This is a genomic window from Staphylococcus sp. AC872, from assembly GCF_979255425.1.
Map to the genome: position 1 here is coordinate 335,983 of NZ_CEEDKW010000001.1, position 20,547 is coordinate 356,529.

Sequence of the window (20,547 nt, forward strand, 5' to 3'; positions counted from 1 at the left end):
TCTTTTTTATTTGAACATAAATAAGAGAACGGAATGGTTCTCATTTCACTTTTGAAATCAGCTTTATCCCGCTCTCTATAGCGTCAATTTATCGGATGTATTGCTTGCAATTCATCAAAACACAAAAACTATTATAACACTTTTCTTTTTGTTTGATGACTAATTCCCTTTATACCGATATAAATATTTATTTGACTTGTTGAGCCACTTCAATCACTGGTGCTTCTACGACAAAGTTACCAATTTCATTTTTGAACATTTGTAAATGTTCAGACTCATTATGTGATTTAATAGCAGCTTCATCTACGTAGTTCTCCACTACGATAAACGTATTTCTATCTTGCACATCTTCATAATGGCTATAGAATAGTACGCCCTCTTCTTTTCTTGATTCAGAAACTAAATGTTTCATAAGTTTTAAATATTCATCACGTTTTTCTTCTGATATTTTAATTTTAGCATTGATTATCATCATTCGAATCACACCTTTCTATAATATAATTATGCACCTAGTAAAATTAAAAAAGCAATAAATGAGTTTGACCCATGATCTTAACGACCTGTCTATCCTCATTTATTGCTCGTATTTGATATTTACAAATTATTTAACTGATTGATGTTCATCTATGACTAATGGTTGATCAGGTTTAACAAAGAACCACATGATAATCGCTAATACTGCTGGAATAATTAATAATTGGAACGTCATACTCCAACCAAGTTGTTCAACAAAGGCACCAGCTAAGAATGGACTCGTTAAGGCACCAATATTCCCCCATAAGTTCATCCAACCAGATACTGTTCCAGAGAAGTTACGACCTAAGTCTGTCGCTGCGGCCCAACTCATACCCATAGACATACCAACGCCACCTAAGCCAAGAGATAACCAGAATATAGTGACATATAAGTTTTCAGTATATACTGCAAAAAAGATTGATATTGAGAAGACGACAAATCCTAAAATCGCAATGACGCCACGTGCGACGAAACGAGATTTACCAGTATTTAAAATCTTATCTGAAATAGCACCACCAGATAAAATCAAGAAGAACATTAATAACCATGGTAATGAACTAATTGACATATCATTGAAATCAACATGGTATTGTTCTGTTAAATATGTTGGTAACCAAATTAAGAATAATGTAATGACAAATTGTACTACAAAGTACTGAATCGCAATCGCATAAAAACTAAAGTGAGTTAAGAAACGTTTCCAAGGTGGTAGTGATTTATCAGTTTCAACAATGTCTCTATGATCAGTAATAAATTGCTTTTCAGCTTCATTGACCATTTTATGTTGTTCCGGCAAGTCTTTAGCGATAATTGCCCATAGAACTGCCATCACAATACCAATCGCACCAAAAATATAAAAGACTGCTTGCCAATTAAATGCGTTAACAATCGCGATGGTTACAATCGGTGCTAACACAGGGCCGAAATATGAACCTGCTAATAACGCACTTGATGCTCTTCCTTTTTCATTTTTAGCAAACCAAAATGAATTGAACACTGCATTAGATGGATACATAGGCGCCTCTCCCACACCAAATAAAAATCTAACAAAATATAATAAACCATGATGCTTAATCATACCTGTGAGAATTGTAAAAGCACTCCACCATACTAAAGCTATTGTAATCATTTTACGTGGTCCAAATTTCTCTGCTAACATCCCTGACGGTACTTGCATTAAAGCGTAACCTAATGAGAAAAATGACGCTAATAAACCAAATTGTGTTTTTGTTAAATATAAATCTTCCATCATTGGTACAGCAATATATGAAATATTAGATCTATCCATATAAGCTATAACACCAATAAGAAAGAATGCAATCGCAAAAAACCAACGAACGTTACTTCTTTTTTTATTCATTTCTTTTCCTACTTCCCATAATGATATGTTGTTTCTATGTGTTGTCGTTAAGTTTCAGAAATTCCTAATGATGACTGTTTAACTTCTAATCACACATCTTTTCATTTCTTGTAGCGCTACAATTTTTATTATAATAGCACAAAATGGAAACGGTTACAATATAAAATTTAGAAAATATTCACAATTTATTCAATAAAAATTAACAATACTTACATTTAATTTTCAATATTTAAATAAGCTATTCATGTTCATTTGCGTTTTCGTCTAAATTGGTTGTTTCTTTCTTGCCTTTATTCCAAAAAAAAGCTAAATAAAGATAGTTGTCATGTTTGATACCGTCAATAAAAAATAGTAAACTGTATGTAAATTGAAAGCGCTATTCCATTCATACAATTTAATAATAAACCCACTGGAAGTGCCTTTGTTTAAGGCTGAGAGTAAAGATGTGACTTTATAATTCCTAGAACCTGATCCAGTTTGTACTGGCGTAGGGAAGTGGCATAGCTATGAATTTAAAGTACTCATTAGCAATTTAACGCTATTTCCCTACTATGTGGAAATAGCGTTTTTTGTTGAGGTGATGTATATATTTATTGCGATAACTTTTTATAAAGAATTGTCACAGAAAGATTTAAGGCATTTTTTGACTATAGAGCCGGCCATTGATGGCTTACTCTTTAGAACACCTATGTCTGCTTTTGAGTTACAACGTTTTATTGCACAGCTCATTGAAGCTGGATTTCCCAAAGATAAAATAATCATTCATAGTCATTTTAAATTACTTAAAGCTTTAAATTTACAATGTATTCATTTTAAAGAAAATGACGAAGAAGCATTTTTAATCAAACAACAACATCCAGAGTTAGTTGTCGGTATGTCAACGCATAATATTGAAATGGTTAAGCAATGTCATGAGTGGCAATTAGATTATGTCTTTTTCGGTCACATATTCCCTACATCGTCGCATCCAGATGAACATCCACGAACAATTCAAGAGATTCATGACGTACTCGAGATTGATATTCCTATTTATGCTATAGGCGGAATTTCCCCGTCCACCATTTCTCAATTACCTACAGCATTTGATGGTCTATGTTCAATTTCATTTTTCATGACCTCTACCGTTAGCGAAATTAACTCTTTAAAAAGGAAGTGGCACGCTCATGCATGATGTTCTTATTATCGGTTCTGGTGTGATAGGTATGTCGATAGCTCGACAACTTAGTCAATCACATTTAGATATTGCTATTGTAGACCGAGATATACCAGGTATGCATGCCTCTTATAAAGCCGGTGGCATGTTAGGCGCTCAAAATGAGTTCACAACTGATAGTGAATTATTTCAATTAGCAGTAGCGTCTAGGTCATTATTCCCAGAATTAAGTGATGCCCTCTATCATGAAACTGGTATTGATATTGAATTTCAACAGTCTGGATTAATTAAAATGGCATCATCAACCAAAGACGTAAAGTGGTTAACTCAACAATATGCCTTTCTTAAATCAAAAGACCCAAGCGTCGAGTTACTCTCAGATGATGAACTATTTAACCTGTCAAATGGTCATGTCGAACCAACTGACTTAGCCATATATATTCCAAAGGACGGTCAAATCAATGCCAATCACTATACTAAAGCTTTATTACAATCAATAATTCAGCGCGATGTTCATCGTTATTATCAAACAGAAGTAAAACACATTCATCACAACAATGGTTTTTACACAGTTACAACAAATAATGGTGATATCCACGCTAAAAAAGTAATTGTGGCAGGTGGTGCTTGGTCTACTCAGCTATTAAAAGATTACGCTATACCAAGACAAGTGATTGGTGTTAAAGGTGAGGTATTATTAGTTGAACAACCTTCACTTAAATTAAATCATACTGTGTTCATGACGAATGGTTGCTATATCGTTCCAAAGGAAAAACATCGCTACTTAATTGGAGCGACAAGTGAATTCAATAATTACAGTGTTGGTAATAGTGACCTAGGTATTTCATGGCTACTCAATCATGCTCAACAACGTATACCTGGACTATCGAATGGCCATATTCTAAAACAATGGTCAGGCATAAGACCTTATACAGAACATGAATTACCTATCATGGATCAAATCGATGACGGCTTGTTTATCATCACTGGTCATTATCGTAACGGTATACTGTTATCGCCTAAAATCGGTCAAGATATTGCCAACTGGCTATTATCCGGAATTAAACCAGTAAGCTATTCAGCATTTAGTTTATCAAGGAGTGAGCAAAATGAAGTGCATCATTAACGGAGATTTATTTACCTTTGAACAAGAAGATTCGATTACAAGCATATTAGAATCATTAGAATTAGACCCACAACGTGTCGTAGTTGAGCATAACCAATCTTTAATTAAGCAAGATGATTTTGACAATCAAATAGTCAGAGAAGATGATCGTTTAGAATTATTAGAATTTGTAGGAGGCGGATAAAATGTTAAAAATAGGTCAATTAGAATTGAAATCTCGTTTATTATTAGGTACTGGTAAATTCGAGGATGAACAAACTCAATCTGAAGCAATTAAAGCAGCTGAAACAAACGTATTAACATTTGCAGTAAGACGTATGAATTTATATGATAAAAATCTTCCAAACCCACTAGCTAATGTGAACTTAAAAGATTTCATTACATTTCCTAACACTGCAGGTGCTAAAACTGCTGATGAAGCCATCCGTATCGCAGAAATTGCAAATCACGCTGGTGTATGCGACATGATTAAAGTTGAAGTCATTGGTGATGATGAAACCTTATTACCTGACCCGTTTGAAACGTATGAAGCTTGTAAAGTGCTATTAGAAAAAGGGTATATCGTCTGTCCTTATATCTCTAATGATCTTGTATTAGCTAAAAAGTTAGAAGCCCTAGGTGTCCATGCGGTGATGCCATTAGCATCACCTATTGGTACAGGTAGGGGTATTAATAATCCACTTAATTTAAGTTATATTATTCAAAATGCTAACGTCCCTGTCATTGTAGATGCCGGTATTGGTTCTCCTAAGGATGCCTGTCAAGCAATGGAATTGGGTGCTGATGCAATATTATTAAATACTGCTATCTCTGCAGCTAAAGATCCTGTCAAAATGGCCGAAGCAATGAAGTTAGGTATTCAAGCCGGAAGATTGTCATATGAAGCTGGTCGTATTCCCGTAAAATATACAGCACAAGCATCAAGTCCTACAGAAGGCTTAGGCTTCTTATAATGTCACGTTATGAAAGACAAACACGCTTTCAACCTTTTGGCGAAACAGGACAAGCTCAATTAGAACAAACCAAAATCATGGTACTTGGTGCTGGTGCATTAGGCAGTCATATAATAGACCAATTAGCACGCATGGGTGCTCATCATTTAGCCATCGTTGATATGGATATTGTAGAATTATCCAATTTACATCGACAAACTTTGTATGATGAGCAAGATGCACAACTTATGACATCTAAAGTTGAGGCACTTAAACAGAAAATCCATACTATTAATCAACAAGTACATTTAAAGACCTATCATCAAGAGTTGTTATCTACAAATATCGAAGACATCATTAAAGACTTTCAACCAGACATTATTTTAGATGGTATGGACCATTTTAAAATACGTTATTTGATTAATGAAGTCTGTCATAAATTAAATATTCCTTGGATTTATGGTGCAGCTGTCGGTAGCAAAGGCACCGTTTATGGTATTGATTTTACTGGACCATGCCTTAAATGTTTATTACAGCAAATTCCTCAAACTGGTGAAAGTTGTGCTATCAATGGGGTCTTGCCACCTATCGTTTCGATTGTAGCGAGTTACGAAGTGGCTGAAGCTATACGTTATATTAGTGGATATGGGTTTTCCCAACAATTAATCACATTAGATGCATTTAACATTCAACATCAATCATTACATATACGTCAATTAAAGGATGATCAATGTCCAGTATGTCATTTCCAACAATATGACGTATTAAATAATAAACAGAATCATACAATCGAACCATTGTGTGGAGATACAGTCAGATTTAGATTGCCTGCCCATAGTTTCGATTATGCATCAGATTTCCCAGGACATATGATTAAATCCACACCATTTGCTAAATTAATCCAACACAAGGATTTGGCATTCACACTATTCAAAGATGGCCGTATGAATGTACACGGTATTACAGAAGAGACAGATGTTCATGCACTTTATCATCAACTCTTAAAAGCAATAAAATGATAAACTGACTCCCCTTTTACAAGCATTTACGTATTATTTTTATTATAATGGTTTTACCAAACTATATTACTTAAGTAATATGCTTCAATGCATAAAGGAGTCTATTCATATAAATGGAACAAATTATTACGAATTTTATTAGTCAGTGGGGATACACGGCTATCTTCATTCTCATCTTGTTAGAGAATGTATTACCTGTAGTCCCTTCCGAAATTATTTTAACCTTTGCAGGTTTACTGTCAGTTAAATCTCATTTATCCATTTGGACATTATTAATCATTGCGACGATCGCGTCATTTATCGGATTATTAATTCTATATTATATTTGCCGTCTTATTTCAGAAGAAAAGCTATATCGTTTTGTCGATCGTCATGGTAAATGGATGAAATTAAAAAGTAGCGATTTAAAACGTGCTAATGACTGGTTTAAACGCTACGGTGCATGGGCAGTCTTACTTTGCCGCTTCATACCGGTATTACGTGTATTAATTACTATCCCTGCAGGTATTAACCGTATGAATATTGTGAAGTTCACATCACTTTCACTTCTTGGTACAACAATTTGGAACTTCGCATTAATTTTACTAGGTCGTCTTTTAAGTGATAGCTTTGGCGCCTTAATGAATGGTATCCATACGTATTCTAGAATTATGTATGTCATTATCATCATTGCCGTTATTTACTTCGTCATCAGATACTTTGTCAAACGTAAACGCGTAAAATAATGAATTAAAGCTATCCCAAGCCAACATTGTGCACTCACTTTGTTGGCTTTTTTGTGTTCTCCTCTTTTTAATTCACAAAGCTTATTTTTTACAAGTTTAATCACATCTATTAGAAATGGGTGTTATTGCTATTTCTCATTGTTTGAAATGATAACGATATTTCTAAATTTAAAAATATCTTTTCAATTAATGCTTTGCTATTGAAAATTGTTAAATTTTTATTGATAATCAAATGTAAGCGCATTAATAATTGCAATAACTGGCTTTGAACGGAATTAAAAAATAGGAGTGACAAGACATGACACATATTACTGAAAATGAACTAAAGAAAAAATACTTAGACTTACTATCTCAACGATTTGATAGTGCTGAAAAGTTAGCAACTGAAATCATTAATTTAGAGTCAATCCTAGAACTTCCAAAAGGTACTGAACACTTTGTAAGTGATTTACACGGTGAATATGAATCATTCCAACACGTTTTAAGAAATGGCTCTGGTAATGTAAGAGCTAAAATTAATGATATATTTGGCGAAACGCTTAGTGAAAAAGAAATTAATGATTTAGCCGCCCTTGTCTACTATCCAGAAGATAAACTAAAACTTGTTAAAAACCAATTCAATGCCAAAGGGCAACTTAACATTTGGTATATTACAACCATCGAACGTTTAGTTGAATTAATCAAATATTGTTCTTCTAAATATACACGTTCTAAACTTCGCAAAGCTTTACCAGAACAATTCGTCTATATTATTGAAGAATTACTTTATAAAAATAATGAATATCAAAATAAAAAGACGTATTATGAAACATTAGTCAATCAAGTCATCGAGTTAGAACAATCAGATGATTTAATCATTGGTCTCTCTTACACAGTACAACGCCTCGTTGTCGATCATTTACATGTTGTTGGTGATATTTATGATCGTGGTCCTAAACCCGATAAAATCATGGATACATTAATCAATTATCACTCTGTAGATATTCAATGGGGAAACCATGATGTGCTATGGATTGGTGCTTATGCTGGCTCTAAAGTATGCCTTGCTAATTTACTTAGAATCTGTGCGCGTTACGACAACTTAGATATTATTGAAGATGCATATGGCATCAACTTAAGACCGTTACTCACTTTAGCTGAGAAATATTATAGTGGCGATAACCCTGCTTTCAAACCTAAGAAGCGTCCAGATAAAGAAGCAAGTTTGACACAACGTGAAGAACATCAAATTACTAAGATCCATCAAGCCATTGCGATGATTCAATTCAAACTTGAAATGCCAATCATTAAACGTCGACCTTCATTTGAAATGGAAGAACGTTTGGTGCTAGAAAAAATCGATTTTGACAACAATGAAATCACTGTTTACGGTAAAACATATCCATTGAAAGATACATGTTTCCAAACGATTGATCGCCAACATCCTGAAGTCTTACTGGAAGAAGAACAAGAAGTCATCGACAAATTACTATTATCATTCCAACAATCTGAGAAATTACGTCGTCACATGTCATTCTTAATGCGAGAAGGTAAATTATATTTACCATACAATGGCAATTTACTTATACATGGTTGTATCCCTGTAGATGAAAATGGTGAAATGGAATCATTTGAAATTGACGGGGAAATGCATAGTGGACGTGAGCTATTAGATGTCTTTGAATATCATGTAAGAAAAGCTTTCGATGACAAAGAAGTCACTGATGATTTATCAACAGATTTAGTGTGGTATCTATGGACGGGTAAATATTCTTCATTATTTGGTAAACGAGCTATGACAACATTTGAACGTTACTTTATTGAAGATAAAGCATCTCACAAAGAAGTAAAAAATCCATACTACTATCTTCGTGAAGATGTAGATATGATTCGTAAAATGTTAAGTGACTTTGGTTTGAATCCAGACGAAGGCCGTATCATTAATGGACATACGCCAGTAAAAGAAATTGATGGTGAAGACCCAATCAAGGCGGATGGTAAAATGTTAGTTATTGACGGTGGTTTTTCAAAAGCATATCAATCAACCACTGGCATAGCAGGCTATACATTATTATATAATTCCTTTGGTATGCAATTGGTAGCGCACCAAGAATTCAATACAAAAGAAAAAGTACTATCAGATGGTACTGATGAATTATCAGTCAAACGTGTTGTAGATGAAGAACTCACACGTAAAAAAATCAAAGATACGAATGTTGGTCAGGAGTTACAATCACAAATAGATATTCTCAAAATATTAATGCATGACCGCTATTTAAAATAAAAACAACACAAATGATTACACATAAACACCCCCCTTACTACGAGTTCTAGTGAGGGGGGTGTTGTTGATATTCGAGATAATCCTAATCATAAATTAGCATTTTTATTTATCATATACATTTTTCAAGATACCATAAACACCGTGATCTTCTTTTGGTAATGTGCGTTGACTGCGTTTAAATGTCACTTTTTTACTATCACTAATATAATAAATCAACATATCTTTATGCGTAATTTCATCATATCTTTCTGCTGGCACTTCAATTATATTATGTTGTGTTATATATTGGTCAAACCATCTTGGTGTATGGTTCTCATCAAATAATATATGGTTTCGAATTGGACCATTCATATTATTGCGGGCTTGTTCATCATTGAATGATACAGGCATCATATCAACGTTATTCAAACCAAACTCTGGTACAAGCTCATTGAATGCTAAACTATTAAAAATAAAAGATTTAGTCATTAAGATACATTTGTTATATCTCAACAAATCTGAATAAATTCGATCATTACTGGATAATAAGTTGCCTTTAAAGACTTCAAATCCCTCTTGATGGGCTTTGTCAGATGTATTCTCAAATAAGTTAAACATCATAACTGGGATACCATGTTCTTTAAGCATACTACCTATGTGGAATGAAAATTCACTTTCTCCAACGATAATCACACCAGGTGGTTCATTACTGGCAACACCTAATAATTTACTTAATGGTGTAAAGCTAAATCCATAAATCACAACGGTAATAAATACGAGTCCAAATGTTACTGGCGTGATATATTGCGCCATTTTAACGCCATCATCCATGAATAAACTTGAGAAGAATTGTGCTACTGTTAAAACAACAATCCCTCTTGGTGCCATTAACGCTACACTTGCACGCTCCCGTTTTGATATTTCGGTTCTAAATGTAGAGACAATGACGGATATCGGTCTTACAAGTAAAATCATTACAATACTAAACACCACAAGTTGCCATGAAAGTACATTTAATAAAACATCTTTCGTTAAGGATGATGTAATAAGAATAAATACAGTTGATACTAGTATAGTTGATGCATTCTCAATGAAATGATCTGATTCTTTAAACATTAAGTCATGACGTTTATTTCGAGCCATCATCAGTCCAAAAATAGTGACTGAAAGTAATCCAGATTCCGCTAAGATTTCATCACAAATACTAAAAATTAATAAAATAAATACGAGTTGAATCGGTGGCATTAAACTTTGTGGAATTAAATCATGTTTTATTAACCAATTGAATAGGAAAGATGCGCCAAATCCAATAACAATGACACATACAATTTTCAAGAAGAATTGTACAATCACTAAAAAACTAATACCATCATCGATAATTTGGAACACATAAAAGGCAGTTAATGCCAACATTGGCCCTATCGGATCTAAAATAATACTCTCCCACCGTAATATCGAATCAACATTCTTCTTCACTTTAGCTTGTTTTAATAGTGGTTGAATGACAGTTGGACCTGTAATTAAAAATAAACCACCCATTACTAAAGATACTGATAGTGGGAAGTCTAAGATGTAATGTAAGGCAACTGCACCTAGAACCCATGCAATTGCTGCCCCTACTGTAATCATTCTAATAACCGCTTTAGAGATACCTCTAAGTTCCCTAAAGTCTAGGTTACTACTTCCTTCAAATAAAATAATCGCTACAGCGAGCGATACGATAGGACTAAAGACATCTGATCCCATCGCTTCTTTCGGATTTGCAATGCCTAGCACTGGACCTACTAATAGTCCTACTATAGCCATCACGACAATCGATGGCCATTTAATTTTATTGGCTAACCATTGACTAAAAATACCTAACGCTAAAAATACAACAATCATTAACATTAAAGGTAAATCAAAAATCATAACTACACCTTCTTCAATTATTACACTTACTTCACTTTCAAAAATTCAATATTTGATAATACTATCAAAGTATTTGTACGAATGCATTACCCTTATTTAAAATTCTATAGTTTATCATTTATCTTTGCTACCGCTTCGCTTTAGTTTTATAATCTTTGTCACAATATTAGTACACCATGTTCATACAATCGTCCATATAAGATGTACTGAGGTGTTTATTTTTTATGTTAATTCGTCTAAAATAAAAAGATACGCATTTTCATGATAAAAAAATTTAAAATTATAATAAAATCAATTTCGACATGAAGGGATAAGAACGACAATGAATATTTTTAAAGAATCCATCATCGTGGCATTTGCATTTGTAGGCGTCGTCGTAGGTGCAGGATTTGCGACTGGTCAGGAAATCTTTCAATTCTTTACGAGTCATGGCATATATAGTCTTGGTGGTATTGCCATCACAGGCGCTATCATCACAGTTGGCGGTATTTTAGTCTTAAAAACAGGATATCGGTTACAATCAGGTAATCATTCTGAATCCGTCCATTATTACCTACATCCAACAATTGCTAAAGTATTTGACTTAATATTAACTATCTTTTTATTTTCTTTAGCGATTATTATGACAGCAGGTGGTGCGTCCACGATACATGAAAGCTTTGGACTACCTTATTGGCTAAGTTCACTGTTACTTGTCATATTAATACTATTAACATTATTTTTAAAATTTGATCGTTTAATTGCAGTCCTAGGTGGTGTCACACCATTTCTCGTTGCAGTCGTGACTATGATTGCAATTTATTACTTTGCATCAGGACACCTTAACTTTGAAGCAGCTAATCATTATGCACATCATCATCCATCCATGTCACCAGGTTGGTGGTTTGATGGTATCAATTATGCTAGCTTACAAATAGCTGCTGCATTTAGTTTCTTCTCAGTGATGGGGGGCAGATTAAAATATCGTCAATCTGCCACGTACGGTGGTTTAATAGGCGGTTTAATCATTACATTTTTACTATTAATGATTAATTTAGGTTTAGTTACAGAATTTGATCAAATTAAGGATGTCGCACTCCCTTCTTTATTATTAGCTAAAAATATTTCACCTTCGATTGGCCTTATCATGTCAGTTATCATGATTTTAGTGATATACAATACCGTTGTTGGTCTTATGTATGCTTTTGCTGCTCGATTTAGTACGCCTTTTTCAAAGAGATACTTTATATTGATTATTTCGATGGCTATCGTGACTTTCATATGTACCTTTGTAGGTTTCATTTCACTTATTGGTAAAGTCTTCCCTATCATGGGATTATTTGGTTTTATTCTATTGGTTCCTATATTTTATAAAGGATTTAAAAAACATTAAATTCAGAAATGACAGGTTGGCATATTTCCATGCCGACCTTTTTTTATATTTAATCATCGTTAGTTTAGGGAATATAAATTATGGAGGTGTTTGAGATGACGAATCAATTATTTATTAATAACGAATTTATTGAAAGTAACTCGAATGAAACTATGGATGTGATTAATCCAGCTACTGGAGAAAAGATAGATACTATCACATTCGCGACAAAGGATGAAGTCAATCAAGCTATCGAAAAATCGAAACAAGCACAATGAGAATGGGAAAAAATCCCACAACCTACCCGTGCCGAACATGTTAAATTGCTTATTCCTCTATTTGAACAAAATAAAGATGAGCTAGCTCAATTATACGTTAAAGAACAGGGTAAAACATTAGCTGAAGCTCAAGGCGAAATCGATAAATCCATACAATTTATTGACTATATGACTAGTTTAAGTATGAGTAATAAGGGAGAAGTATTACAAAATAGTGTAGAGAATGAAACAATTCAACTCACTAAAAAGCCTATTGGTGTCACAGCTGGCATTGTGCCTTGGAATGCACCTATTTTAGTATTATTACGTAAAGTGATTCCTGCTATCGTAACAGGTTGTTCTGTAGTTATTAAACCAAGCGAAGAAACAACGTTACTCACATTACGTCTAGCTCAACTATTCAAGGCATCTACCATTCCTGCAGGACTCGTTCAAATTGTACCAGGCACAGGCGAAACAGTAGGTACGCAATTAGCACAACATAAAGATATCCAACTTATTTCATTAACTGGTAGTATGCGTGCTGGTAAAGCAGTATTCGAAAATGCAGCAAGTACAGTTAAAAAAGTCAATTTAGAACTTGGTGGCAATGCACCAGTGATTGTTACACCTAATGCTAATATAGATAAAGCCGTAGATTATATTGTCACTGCACGTATTAAAAATGCAGGTCAAGTATGTACATGCCCGGAACGCATTTTTGTGCATGAAGATATCCATGATACATTTGTAGATAAAGTCACAGAAAAAATGAAATCTCTTACAGTCGGAGATCCATTAGACGATAAAACTGACTTCGGTGCGATTATCAATAAAACCCAATTAAATAGTATTGATGATAAAGTACAAGCAGCAGTACAAAATGGTGCTGTACTTTTATTAGGTGGTCATATACTAGATCGTCCTGGTTACTTCTATGCACCAACAGTACTTGATCATGTTAAACAAACAGACGCTGTCTTTAAAGAAGAAATATTCGGACCTGTTTTAGCTATCACAACTTATCAAAACTTTGAGCAAGTCATTGATGACGCTAATGACACTAATGCAGGACTATCTTCATATATCTTTTCTAATGATTTATCAGAAGTCATGACAGCTACGGAACGACTCAAATTTGGTGAAGTATATGCCAATTGTGAAGCAGAAGAAGTCGTGAATGGCTATCATGCCGGTTGGAGAGAATCTGGCCTTGGTGGTGCCGATGGTATTCATGGTTTCGAGGAATATTACAACACGACAGTTTCTTATATTAGATATCAATAATAGTTCATGAGCACATCAATATGTGCTCTTTTTTATTGCTTAATATACATTTAAATAACTTTATCCTTTGCAATTTGCATAGGTCTAATACCTGTAATAAGATTTAAAATAAAGGTATAATGTAATTATATTAATTATCACAACAAACAAATCAAACAAATGATCTATAAATCAATTACCTGTCTCTCTCAAATAAAATATTGAGAGAGGCTTATTTAAAACGAATCTTAACATTTTCAATTCATCTAAAAGGAGGTCCTACATGGAGTTATTACATTTAAAATATTTTACTTATGTTGCCGAATATTTAAACTATACTGTAGCAGCACAAAAGTTATACATTAGCCAACCAGCACTTAGTATGACCATTAAAAAATTAGAAAATGAATTAAATACGCAATTATTTATTAAAAAAGGACGTAGCATTCAATTAACAGAAAGTGGTCAACTTCTACTTGAGTCGGCACATACTATTTTTAATGAATTAAGCCAAGTCACTGATGTCATTAATGAGAATGAAGCAATGCGTCTACATACCGTTCGTTTTGCAACATCTAGTAGTCGTTTTATGATGACTATATTTGACCAATTTATCGATCAATATCCAGATAATAACTTTAACATTGATATTATTAGTAACAGTGAAATGATTCAAAAATTATTATTTCAACACATTCACTTTACATTAAATACTATGGCGCTGACACATCCTCAAATTCATTGTAAACAAATTATTACTGAAGATATTGTACTCACATATCCTAAATATTTAGATGGTCAACACATTGATTTACGGGATTCTAATTTGTATAAATCATTTTTATTTTCTTCTCAAAATACAGAATTTAATCGTATGTTTAAAGAAATCTTATCTTATAAACATATAACCGTTGATAATGAAAATTATGTAGATGACCACTTCATATCCTCAGTATTATCAAAACGAAATAACTTTTCCTTTCTACCTATTTCATCATGTAGAGACCTCAACTTGCCTTATATCGAAGATGAAGAGTTTATTTTCAATCAACCTATTTATCTTTCAACTTTAAAAGATACGACCCTCAATCCGGCAAACGAAGCCTTTTTCAAGTTTATTGAAAACTATTTAATCAAACATGAACGCTACTTTAAAATATAATAAAAAGGGTAAATTGAAACAAACTGCTTCATGCCTGTTTCAATTCACCCTTTTATTATTTATCTTCTTTTACAGTGATATAACCTTCTATAATTGTATTTGATTGCCCTCCTATTTTTAAAGGTTGTTCTTGTTTTACATTAATTTTTCCATTTCTACCGATACAACAACCTTGAGTATTGGTATATTCATCGTCTTTTACTAAATCATATCGTTCAACCATCACTGCGACACAACCATTCCCACTGCCACATACTGGATCTTCATTCACTCCTTCATTAGGTGCAAAAGAACGAACTTCAAATTGAACGTCGTCTTCAGAGTCATATGAACCAAAAACTGTAACACCTGTCGTACCAGGGTAAATAAACTTACTCATTAATTCAAAATTAGGCTGTAAATCCCTTACACTTTGTGCATCTTTCAACTGAAAAGTTAACCATTCAGCACCGATATTCACTTTTTCAGCTCTTTCAATATCTTGTTTTGTAAGGTCTAAACTTTTAATAATACCGTCTAATTGTTTCACTTCTATTTGGGAAACTTTTGGTTCAGGAAGACTAAAGAATGTTTTATCTTGATCTATATCTATTTTCACTAAACCAACGCCACTCTCTTGGATTAAATAATGCTCATTTTTAGGTATCGTACCATTTTGTAATACCGCAAATGATGCCCCTACTGTGGGATGTCCTGCAAATGGTAGTTCATTATTAGGCGTAAAAATACGCAAACGATAATCTGCCAATTCATTGTCTGGCTGACACACAAATGTCGTTTCAGATAAATTCGTCCATCGTGCAATATCTTTCATTTGTTGATCCGTTAAATGATCCGCTCCAAATACAACTGCTACAGGATTTCCTTTATAAAATTCATTCGCAAATACATCCACTTGCATATATTTTAACTGTGTCATAACATCCCCACCTTAGTCATTTAATTAAATTTAGATTAGCAATTTTATTTAATGATGTAAATGATCAACAATCGTGCTTTATGTCCTAAACCGTATTGTAATATGTTTATCTTTTCCATTTAGTGATAAATATATACTATATATTCAAAAAGGAGCGATGCCTCATGGCTGAAGAAATTAAACAAGGCAATCAACGATTTTATGTTGGTGAAGATGAAAACAATGCACAAGCAGTTATTACTTTTAAATCTGTAGATAATAACGAAATTGATATTAATCATACTGGTGTTGCCGATGAACTTGGTGGTCAAGGCTTAGGTAAAAAATTAGTATATAAAGTTGTAGATTACGCACGTGAAAATAATTTAAAAATCATTGCATCTTGCCCATTTGCTAAAGCAGTTCTTGAAAAAGATGAGCAAGTACAAGATGTATATTTAGGTTAATTTTAAAGAATACTCAAATAGATGTGGGATAATGGCACCATTTACATTATTCCACATCTTTTTTTGAAAGTTTTACTTGAATATACTTTTTATACCTGTTATAATAAATATATTACAAAAGAGAAAAGCGGGGATTTAAAATGGCATTTCATGACACTACTGCAACACAAATTACAAATATCAATTTAAACGTTAAAGACTTAGATACAATGATCACTTACTATACAAATATTCTTGGATTTACAGTATTATCACAAACAGAAGATAAAGCAATTCTAGGTATTGGCAACAGTGGCCATACACTTACGATGAATGTACTTAAAGATGGTAGACAACCTGCCGTTTCAGAAGCTGGTTTATTCCATATTGCTTATTTATTACCAACAGATACAGATTTAGCAAATTTCTTATACTTCGTAGCAAATAAAGGTATGCGCATCGGTGCTGGCGATCATCTAGTGAGCCAAGCCTTTTATTTCAATGATCCAGAAGGTAATGGTATTGAAGTATATAGCGACCGCCCAAGTGACGGTTGGACTTGGAATGATGGCTTCGTTAAAATGGATACACTTGAAGTTGACGGTCCTAAATTATTATTAGAAAGAACTGAAGATGGTTGGGACGGTGCGCCTGATAATGCTAAAATTGGTCATCTTCACTTAAAAACACATAATATTGAAGAAGCTAAAGATTTTTATATTAACCAAATTGGTTTTCAACATGTATCTAAATTACCTCAAGCTTTGTTTATGTCTACAAATCAATATCATCATCATTTAGCAACTAACACTTGGCAATCAAGTAAAAAACGCGAAGATAATGAAAATAGTTACGGTTTAACTGGCTTTGATATTTATAAACCAAATCAAACTGAAGAGACTTTAACTTCACCAGAGGGCTTGACTGTACACTTGCACTCAGATCAAACTAAAGTACCTCAAGCATAATAAAAAGGTAGGACACTTTGTCCTACCTTTTTTGTTATGCTTTATTGATTTTGATTAAATTGTTGTTCTGTTACTTCTTCATTTGCCCCTTGATTAAAGTGCTGTTGTCCGTTTTGCGGTTGCGCTTGATTAAATTGACCTTGTTGTGCATATTGGTCTTGGTATGGATTATAGTTGTGATTTGAATTGTGATTCATCATTGATACTTCTTCTGTCGCATGTCGTCTAACCTTTTCCTTATTTTCCTCAATCATCCCCGGAATAAGACAAGCATCAATAATGAGCCAGATAATGGTTGGAATACCGAATGTAAACCATGCTGTCGTTAATGTTAAAATTAATAATCCTACTGCTGAGCCAGTCTTACCTAGATAAAAACGATGTCCCCCTAATCCACCTAAGAAAAACCATAAAATATACGCTACACTCATTTGCTTAGACCGATTGGTCACTTGATTCTCGATATAATTTTTTTCTTCTAAATTCATAAATGTAATCTCCCATTAATTAGTATATTGCCTTTTAATTACTTCTAAACGATTCACAAATTGATCGATTAACTGTTGTGGTCCTAACATTCTTGCTAGCGGAGCTAATTGATAGGATATGTAAAATGCATCTAAATCGGTACAATTCACTTCTACGATTAATGTATCTTCACGTTCTTCAATCATGTTTTGAATTGAAAATTGTTGCTTAAATTGTTCCCAAATTTGTTTATTAATTTCAAATGTGATAGGTGTCTTCGTATGAACATGATTAAAATGTGATTCTAATACATTGATATCGCTTATCGAACGTACAGAAATTGTTGATACTTCCTTCTTATATTCGTACGTTAACCAATAGTCATAATGCATGTACATTAGAGATAATGGTTTGATTACAATTTTGTCGTTTTGACCCTCGATTTGAAATCTAACATTGCGTTGTTGTGTAATCGCCCTTTGTAAAGTCATTAATTGATATCCTGGCAATGATTCTTCCCTTAAATTAAAATGATTTAACACTGACTTCAACACTTTCTGATTTTCTACATTTTGGCTATTAATTTCCCTCTCGAATAAGTTAAAAATTTCCTTGTGTAGTGTTGGTGTTAAACTTTTAATCTTAATCAATAAACTTATGAGTCGTAAGCTTTTTTGATTATATGCGTCATTAATTAACTGATATCCATTAAGACGTCGATTATAAATCACTTTTGTTTGTTGAAATCTCCAAAAATCACTTTCATAAAAAAATAAATTGATCGTATTTATATCTCTTTGAATGGATTTTGAACTCACATCTGTTAAGTCTGTTAAATCTGAGGTAAGCACAACATTTTCATTTATTAATCGAGTAAATAAATTGAGTACTCGGGTCGCTTTATCCAAAACAATCAACTCCTAGTAAAATTATAAGAAATGCCATGGACACATATTGTCTTTTTGTTCTTTATTTCTAAAAAATGATATAAAAATGAGAGGAAAGTCGTGATACTTGATTCTTTAAGAACAAAGTATTGCGACCATTCCTCTACATCATTTCAAATATTTCAATGATTGAAGCGATAATACTTATGCTTGTTGCTTAAATTTGCGGCTAATCAATAACACGGCACTACCGATGACGCCTAAAATACTACTTAATATAACACCGCTATTTGAAGTTTGTTGTCCAGTTTCAGGTAATACAGTTGCTTGGCTTGATTGCTCCGGCTGTTGCTGAGCATTAGCCACAGTTTGTGGTGTTGATGATTGATGATTCATGTTTGTATTATTTTGATTAGGTTGTTGTATGTTGTTTTGTTCAGCGTCTTTAGGATACACATATTTAATTGGTAATCCAGAATGTTCGGCATTATATTGACCTGCTTTAACACGTTGTAAATACTGTTGGTACGTTTCATTACCCATTACCACGCCTACATCTGAACCTGGTCCCCCACCAAATCCTTCAGTTTCACCTGTTCTATGTTCATTAAATTGCTTTTCCGTAAACACATAAATCGGTTGTTTTTGTTCTGCAGCATGTGCTTGTCCAGTTAACACACCTGTCGCTAAAACTGTTCCTGCTAGTGTTGTTGCAATTAATCCTTTTTTCATCATCCATGACCTCCATTTGTTTAATACGCTTACAGTTTAATCAATGCAGTGGTCATGTAATGTCCTTTTGCTAAAATTTAATTACTATCTATTTTCTGTCTATATTCTCTCACTTTATCAAAGTCTTTATCATGTGCTTTTTCATAGCCTTCATGTCCATAAATTTCACTTATTACTTTTTTACCTTTATTGGTTTCACTAATATGCATAAACGCATTACTAATTTTGTCTTTCCAAGATGGGCTCATGTCACTTCTAGTAGAAATAGTATCATTAGGAATTTTATCACTACGATAAATGACTTTGGTATCTTGATATATTTGAGGATAATCTTTTTTCAAGTCTGCACGCGCATCTTGGTATGTAGCAACTGCATCCACATCATTATTTAATAAAGCAATTAAAGCTTGATCGTAACCTTTAATTTGTTTCGTGTGAATATCATTAAGTGAGATGCCTTTATCTTTTAAGCTTGCCAAAGGATAAATATAGCCCGATGTTGATTCAACATCCTGTAGACCTACCTTTTTATGTTTTAAATCTTTTAAATCCTTAATATCACTATCTTTCTTTACTACAATTTGTGAGCGATAGTAGTCAACAAGCTTTTTCGTTTTATTACCTTCTTTGTCTACCAAGTAACCCTTTGATTTTAAAAGTACATCGGCAGCACCTTGATCATGTGCAATAGTATAAGACACAGGTGATATAAAGGCGACATCAACTTTTTTCGATTTTAATGCTTCAACCATGGTATTATAGTTCGTTGAAATATGTACTTTTACTGGAATACCTAATTCTTTAGAGAGTAATTTTTGTAATGGTTTCACTTTTGCATTGAGTGTCTCGCTATGTTGAGATGGAACAAATTCTACGTTTAACACTTCCGGTTTATAATCTTTCTTTTGCGTTTGTTGTTTAGAATGACTACAACCAATCAGTATTAGCATTAACGACATAAACATTAATACTAATATAATCATTTTTTTCATTTTCACTTTACTCCATAATTCATATTAATATATAAATATATTAATTGCATTATACATTATTATTAATTAAATATGTGCCTTTCTCAAAAATTTAATATTCGTTGTTATTATCATTTTAAAAATATAAATAACCCTT

The 20,547-nt window shown here is 33.1% G+C and carries 19 protein-coding genes, 1 pseudogene and 1 riboswitch; of the genes and pseudogenes, 12 read left to right on the top strand and 8 right to left on the bottom strand.

All coding sequences use genetic code 11. From position 1 onward, the window contains the following. Nucleotides 1-187 precede the first annotated feature (187 nt). Nucleotides 188-475, bottom strand: coding sequence for a putative quinol monooxygenase (locus ACZ267_RS01700; protein ID WP_002466987.1), 288 nt, complete (start codon nt 473-475; stop codon nt 188-190). Between the two features lie 126 nt (nt 476-601). After that, a complete protein-coding gene (locus ACZ267_RS01705) occupies nt 602-1,876 on the bottom strand; it encodes an MFS transporter (protein WP_047211095.1) in 1,275 nt (424 codons plus the stop codon). Between the two features lie 401 nt (nt 1,877-2,277). Further along, nucleotides 2,278-2,387, top strand: a riboswitch (TPP riboswitch). 69 nt (nt 2,388-2,456) lie between these two features. Between ACZ267_RS01705 and ACZ267_RS01710 the strand changes: the two genes are divergently transcribed. From ACZ267_RS01710 to ACZ267_RS01740, 7 genes are all read left to right on the top strand, one after another. Continuing rightward, a complete protein-coding gene (locus ACZ267_RS01710) occupies nt 2,457-3,047 on the top strand; it encodes a thiamine phosphate synthase (RefSeq protein ID WP_047211096.1) in 591 nt (196 codons plus the stop codon). Further along, complete coding sequence (gene thiO, locus ACZ267_RS01715; protein WP_047211097.1) at nt 3,040-4,155, top strand: glycine oxidase ThiO; 1,116 nt, start codon at nt 3,040-3,042, stop codon at nt 4,153-4,155. The genes ACZ267_RS01710 and thiO overlap by 8 nt, the downstream gene beginning before the upstream one ends. After that, complete coding sequence (thiS, locus tag ACZ267_RS01720; protein ID WP_002466949.1) at nt 4,139-4,339, top strand: sulfur carrier protein ThiS; 201 nt, start codon at nt 4,139-4,141, stop codon at nt 4,337-4,339. The genes thiO and thiS overlap by 17 nt, the downstream gene beginning before the upstream one ends. A 1-nt stretch (nt 4,340) precedes the next feature. Continuing rightward, nucleotides 4,341-5,108, top strand: coding sequence for a thiazole synthase (locus ACZ267_RS01725; protein ID WP_002466967.1), 768 nt, complete (start codon nt 4,341-4,343; stop codon nt 5,106-5,108). Beyond that, a complete protein-coding gene (locus ACZ267_RS01730) occupies nt 5,108-6,106 on the top strand; it encodes a HesA/MoeB/ThiF family protein (RefSeq protein WP_047211098.1) in 999 nt (332 codons plus the stop codon). Before ACZ267_RS01725 ends, ACZ267_RS01730 begins: the two co-directional genes overlap by 1 nt. 113 nt (nt 6,107-6,219) lie before the next feature. Next, nucleotides 6,220-6,831 (top strand): undecaprenyl phosphate transporter UptA, encoded by a 612-nt coding sequence (uptA, locus tag ACZ267_RS01735; protein WP_002466988.1) that lies wholly within the window; start codon nt 6,220-6,222, stop codon nt 6,829-6,831. A 298-nt stretch (nt 6,832-7,129) separates the two neighbouring features. Beyond that, nucleotides 7,130-9,094 carry a fructose-1,6-bisphosphatase gene (locus ACZ267_RS01740; RefSeq protein ID WP_047211099.1) on the top strand — a complete coding sequence of 655 codons (1,965 nt, stop codon included), beginning with the start codon at nt 7,130-7,132 and terminating at the stop codon, nt 9,092-9,094. Nucleotides 9,095-9,196: 102 nt separating this feature from the next. Here the strand turns inward: ACZ267_RS01740 and ACZ267_RS01745 are convergent, their stop codons facing one another. Beyond that, the gene (locus ACZ267_RS01745; RefSeq protein ID WP_047211100.1) at nt 9,197-10,984 is read right to left on the bottom strand and encodes a cation:proton antiporter; all 1,788 of its coding nucleotides are present in this window, start codon (nt 10,982-10,984) and stop codon (nt 9,197-9,199) included. 322 nt (nt 10,985-11,306) lie between these two features. Between ACZ267_RS01745 and ACZ267_RS01750 the strand changes: the two genes are divergently transcribed. The 3 genes and pseudogenes from ACZ267_RS01750 (at nt 11,307) to ACZ267_RS01760 (ending at nt 15,020) form a co-directional block, all read left to right on the top strand. After that, nucleotides 11,307-12,356 (top strand): YkvI family membrane protein, encoded by a 1,050-nt coding sequence (locus tag ACZ267_RS01750; protein WP_049416886.1) that lies wholly within the window; start codon nt 11,307-11,309, stop codon nt 12,354-12,356. Between the two features lie 95 nt (nt 12,357-12,451). Then, nucleotides 12,452-13,879 (top strand): annotated as a pseudogene (gene aldA, locus ACZ267_RS01755) (aldehyde dehydrogenase). A 262-nt stretch (nt 13,880-14,141) separates the two neighbouring features. Further along, a complete protein-coding gene (locus ACZ267_RS01760; protein ID WP_047211102.1) occupies nt 14,142-15,020 on the top strand; it encodes a LysR family transcriptional regulator in 879 nt (292 codons plus the stop codon). Nucleotides 15,021-15,075: 55 nt separating this feature from the next. Here the strand turns inward: ACZ267_RS01760 and ACZ267_RS01765 are convergent, their stop codons facing one another. Beyond that, a complete protein-coding gene (locus tag ACZ267_RS01765; protein WP_047211103.1) occupies nt 15,076-15,939 on the bottom strand; it encodes a PhzF family phenazine biosynthesis protein in 864 nt (287 codons plus the stop codon). 140 nt (nt 15,940-16,079) lie between these two features. Here ACZ267_RS01765 and ACZ267_RS01770 point away from each other — a divergent pair, with 140 nt between their 5' ends. After that, on the top strand, nt 16,080-16,385 hold the full coding sequence (locus tag ACZ267_RS01770) for a GNAT family N-acetyltransferase (RefSeq protein ID WP_326129748.1): 306 nt from the start codon (nt 16,080-16,082) through the stop codon (nt 16,383-16,385). Nucleotides 16,386-16,525: 140 nt separating this feature from the next. Further along, the gene (locus tag ACZ267_RS01775) at nt 16,526-17,332 is read left to right on the top strand and encodes a VOC family protein (RefSeq protein ID WP_047211105.1); all 807 of its coding nucleotides are present in this window, start codon (nt 16,526-16,528) and stop codon (nt 17,330-17,332) included. A gap of 41 nt (nt 17,333-17,373) precedes the next feature. On the opposite strand, the gene ACZ267_RS01780 is transcribed toward ACZ267_RS01775, so the two are convergent. The 4 genes from ACZ267_RS01780 to ACZ267_RS01795 form a co-directional block, all read right to left on the bottom strand. After that, nucleotides 17,374-17,820, bottom strand: coding sequence for a TM2 domain-containing protein (locus ACZ267_RS01780; protein WP_002466965.1), 447 nt, complete (start codon nt 17,818-17,820; stop codon nt 17,374-17,376). Nucleotides 17,821-17,835: 15 nt separating this feature from the next. Continuing rightward, nucleotides 17,836-18,708, bottom strand: coding sequence for a helix-turn-helix transcriptional regulator (locus ACZ267_RS01785; RefSeq protein ID WP_002466959.1), 873 nt, complete (start codon nt 18,706-18,708; stop codon nt 17,836-17,838). Nucleotides 18,709-18,891: 183 nt separating this feature from the next. Then, nucleotides 18,892-19,419, bottom strand: coding sequence for an LPXTG cell wall anchor domain-containing protein (locus ACZ267_RS01790; RefSeq protein ID WP_251509912.1), 528 nt, complete (start codon nt 19,417-19,419; stop codon nt 18,892-18,894). Nucleotides 19,420-19,496: 77 nt separating this feature from the next. Further along, entirely contained in the window at nt 19,497-20,411 is a 915-nt protein-coding gene (locus ACZ267_RS01795) for a phosphate/phosphite/phosphonate ABC transporter substrate-binding protein (protein WP_047211109.1), read from the bottom strand. Between the last annotated feature and the right edge of the window lie 136 nt (nt 20,412-20,547).

What these genes read in the sequence shown, in the direction of transcription:
- ACZ267_RS01700 (WP_002466987.1), bottom strand. Translation starts at nt 475, where the DNA reads ATGATGATAATCAATGCTAAAATTAAAATATCAGAAGAAAAACGTGAT.
- ACZ267_RS01705 (WP_047211095.1), bottom strand. Translation starts at nt 1,876, where the DNA reads ATGAATAAAAAAAGAAGTAACGTTCGTTGGTTTTTTGCGATTGCATTC.
- ACZ267_RS01710 (WP_047211096.1), top strand. Translation starts at nt 2,457, where the DNA reads ATGTATATATTTATTGCGATAACTTTTTATAAAGAATTGTCACAGAAA.
- thiO (WP_047211097.1), top strand. Translation starts at nt 3,040, where the DNA reads ATGCATGATGTTCTTATTATCGGTTCTGGTGTGATAGGTATGTCGATA.
- thiS (WP_002466949.1), top strand. Translation starts at nt 4,139, where the DNA reads ATGAAGTGCATCATTAACGGAGATTTATTTACCTTTGAACAAGAAGAT.
- ACZ267_RS01725 (WP_002466967.1), top strand. Translation starts at nt 4,341, where the DNA reads ATGTTAAAAATAGGTCAATTAGAATTGAAATCTCGTTTATTATTAGGT.
- ACZ267_RS01730 (WP_047211098.1), top strand. Translation starts at nt 5,108, where the DNA reads ATGTCACGTTATGAAAGACAAACACGCTTTCAACCTTTTGGCGAAACA.
- uptA (WP_002466988.1), top strand. Translation starts at nt 6,220, where the DNA reads ATGGAACAAATTATTACGAATTTTATTAGTCAGTGGGGATACACGGCT.
- ACZ267_RS01740 (WP_047211099.1), top strand. Translation starts at nt 7,130, where the DNA reads ATGACACATATTACTGAAAATGAACTAAAGAAAAAATACTTAGACTTA.
- ACZ267_RS01745 (WP_047211100.1), bottom strand. Translation starts at nt 10,984, where the DNA reads ATGATTTTTGATTTACCTTTAATGTTAATGATTGTTGTATTTTTAGCG.
- ACZ267_RS01750 (WP_049416886.1), top strand. Translation starts at nt 11,307, where the DNA reads ATGAATATTTTTAAAGAATCCATCATCGTGGCATTTGCATTTGTAGGC.
- ACZ267_RS01760 (WP_047211102.1), top strand. Translation starts at nt 14,142, where the DNA reads ATGGAGTTATTACATTTAAAATATTTTACTTATGTTGCCGAATATTTA.
- ACZ267_RS01765 (WP_047211103.1), bottom strand. Translation starts at nt 15,939, where the DNA reads ATGACACAGTTAAAATATATGCAAGTGGATGTATTTGCGAATGAATTT.
- ACZ267_RS01775 (WP_047211105.1), top strand. Translation starts at nt 16,526, where the DNA reads ATGGCATTTCATGACACTACTGCAACACAAATTACAAATATCAATTTA.
- ACZ267_RS01780 (WP_002466965.1), bottom strand. Translation starts at nt 17,820, where the DNA reads ATGAATTTAGAAGAAAAAAATTATATCGAGAATCAAGTGACCAATCGG.
- ACZ267_RS01790 (WP_251509912.1), bottom strand. Translation starts at nt 19,419, where the DNA reads ATGAAAAAAGGATTAATTGCAACAACACTAGCAGGAACAGTTTTAGCG.
- ACZ267_RS01795 (WP_047211109.1), bottom strand. Translation starts at nt 20,411, where the DNA reads ATGAAAAAAATGATTATATTAGTATTAATGTTTATGTCGTTAATGCTA.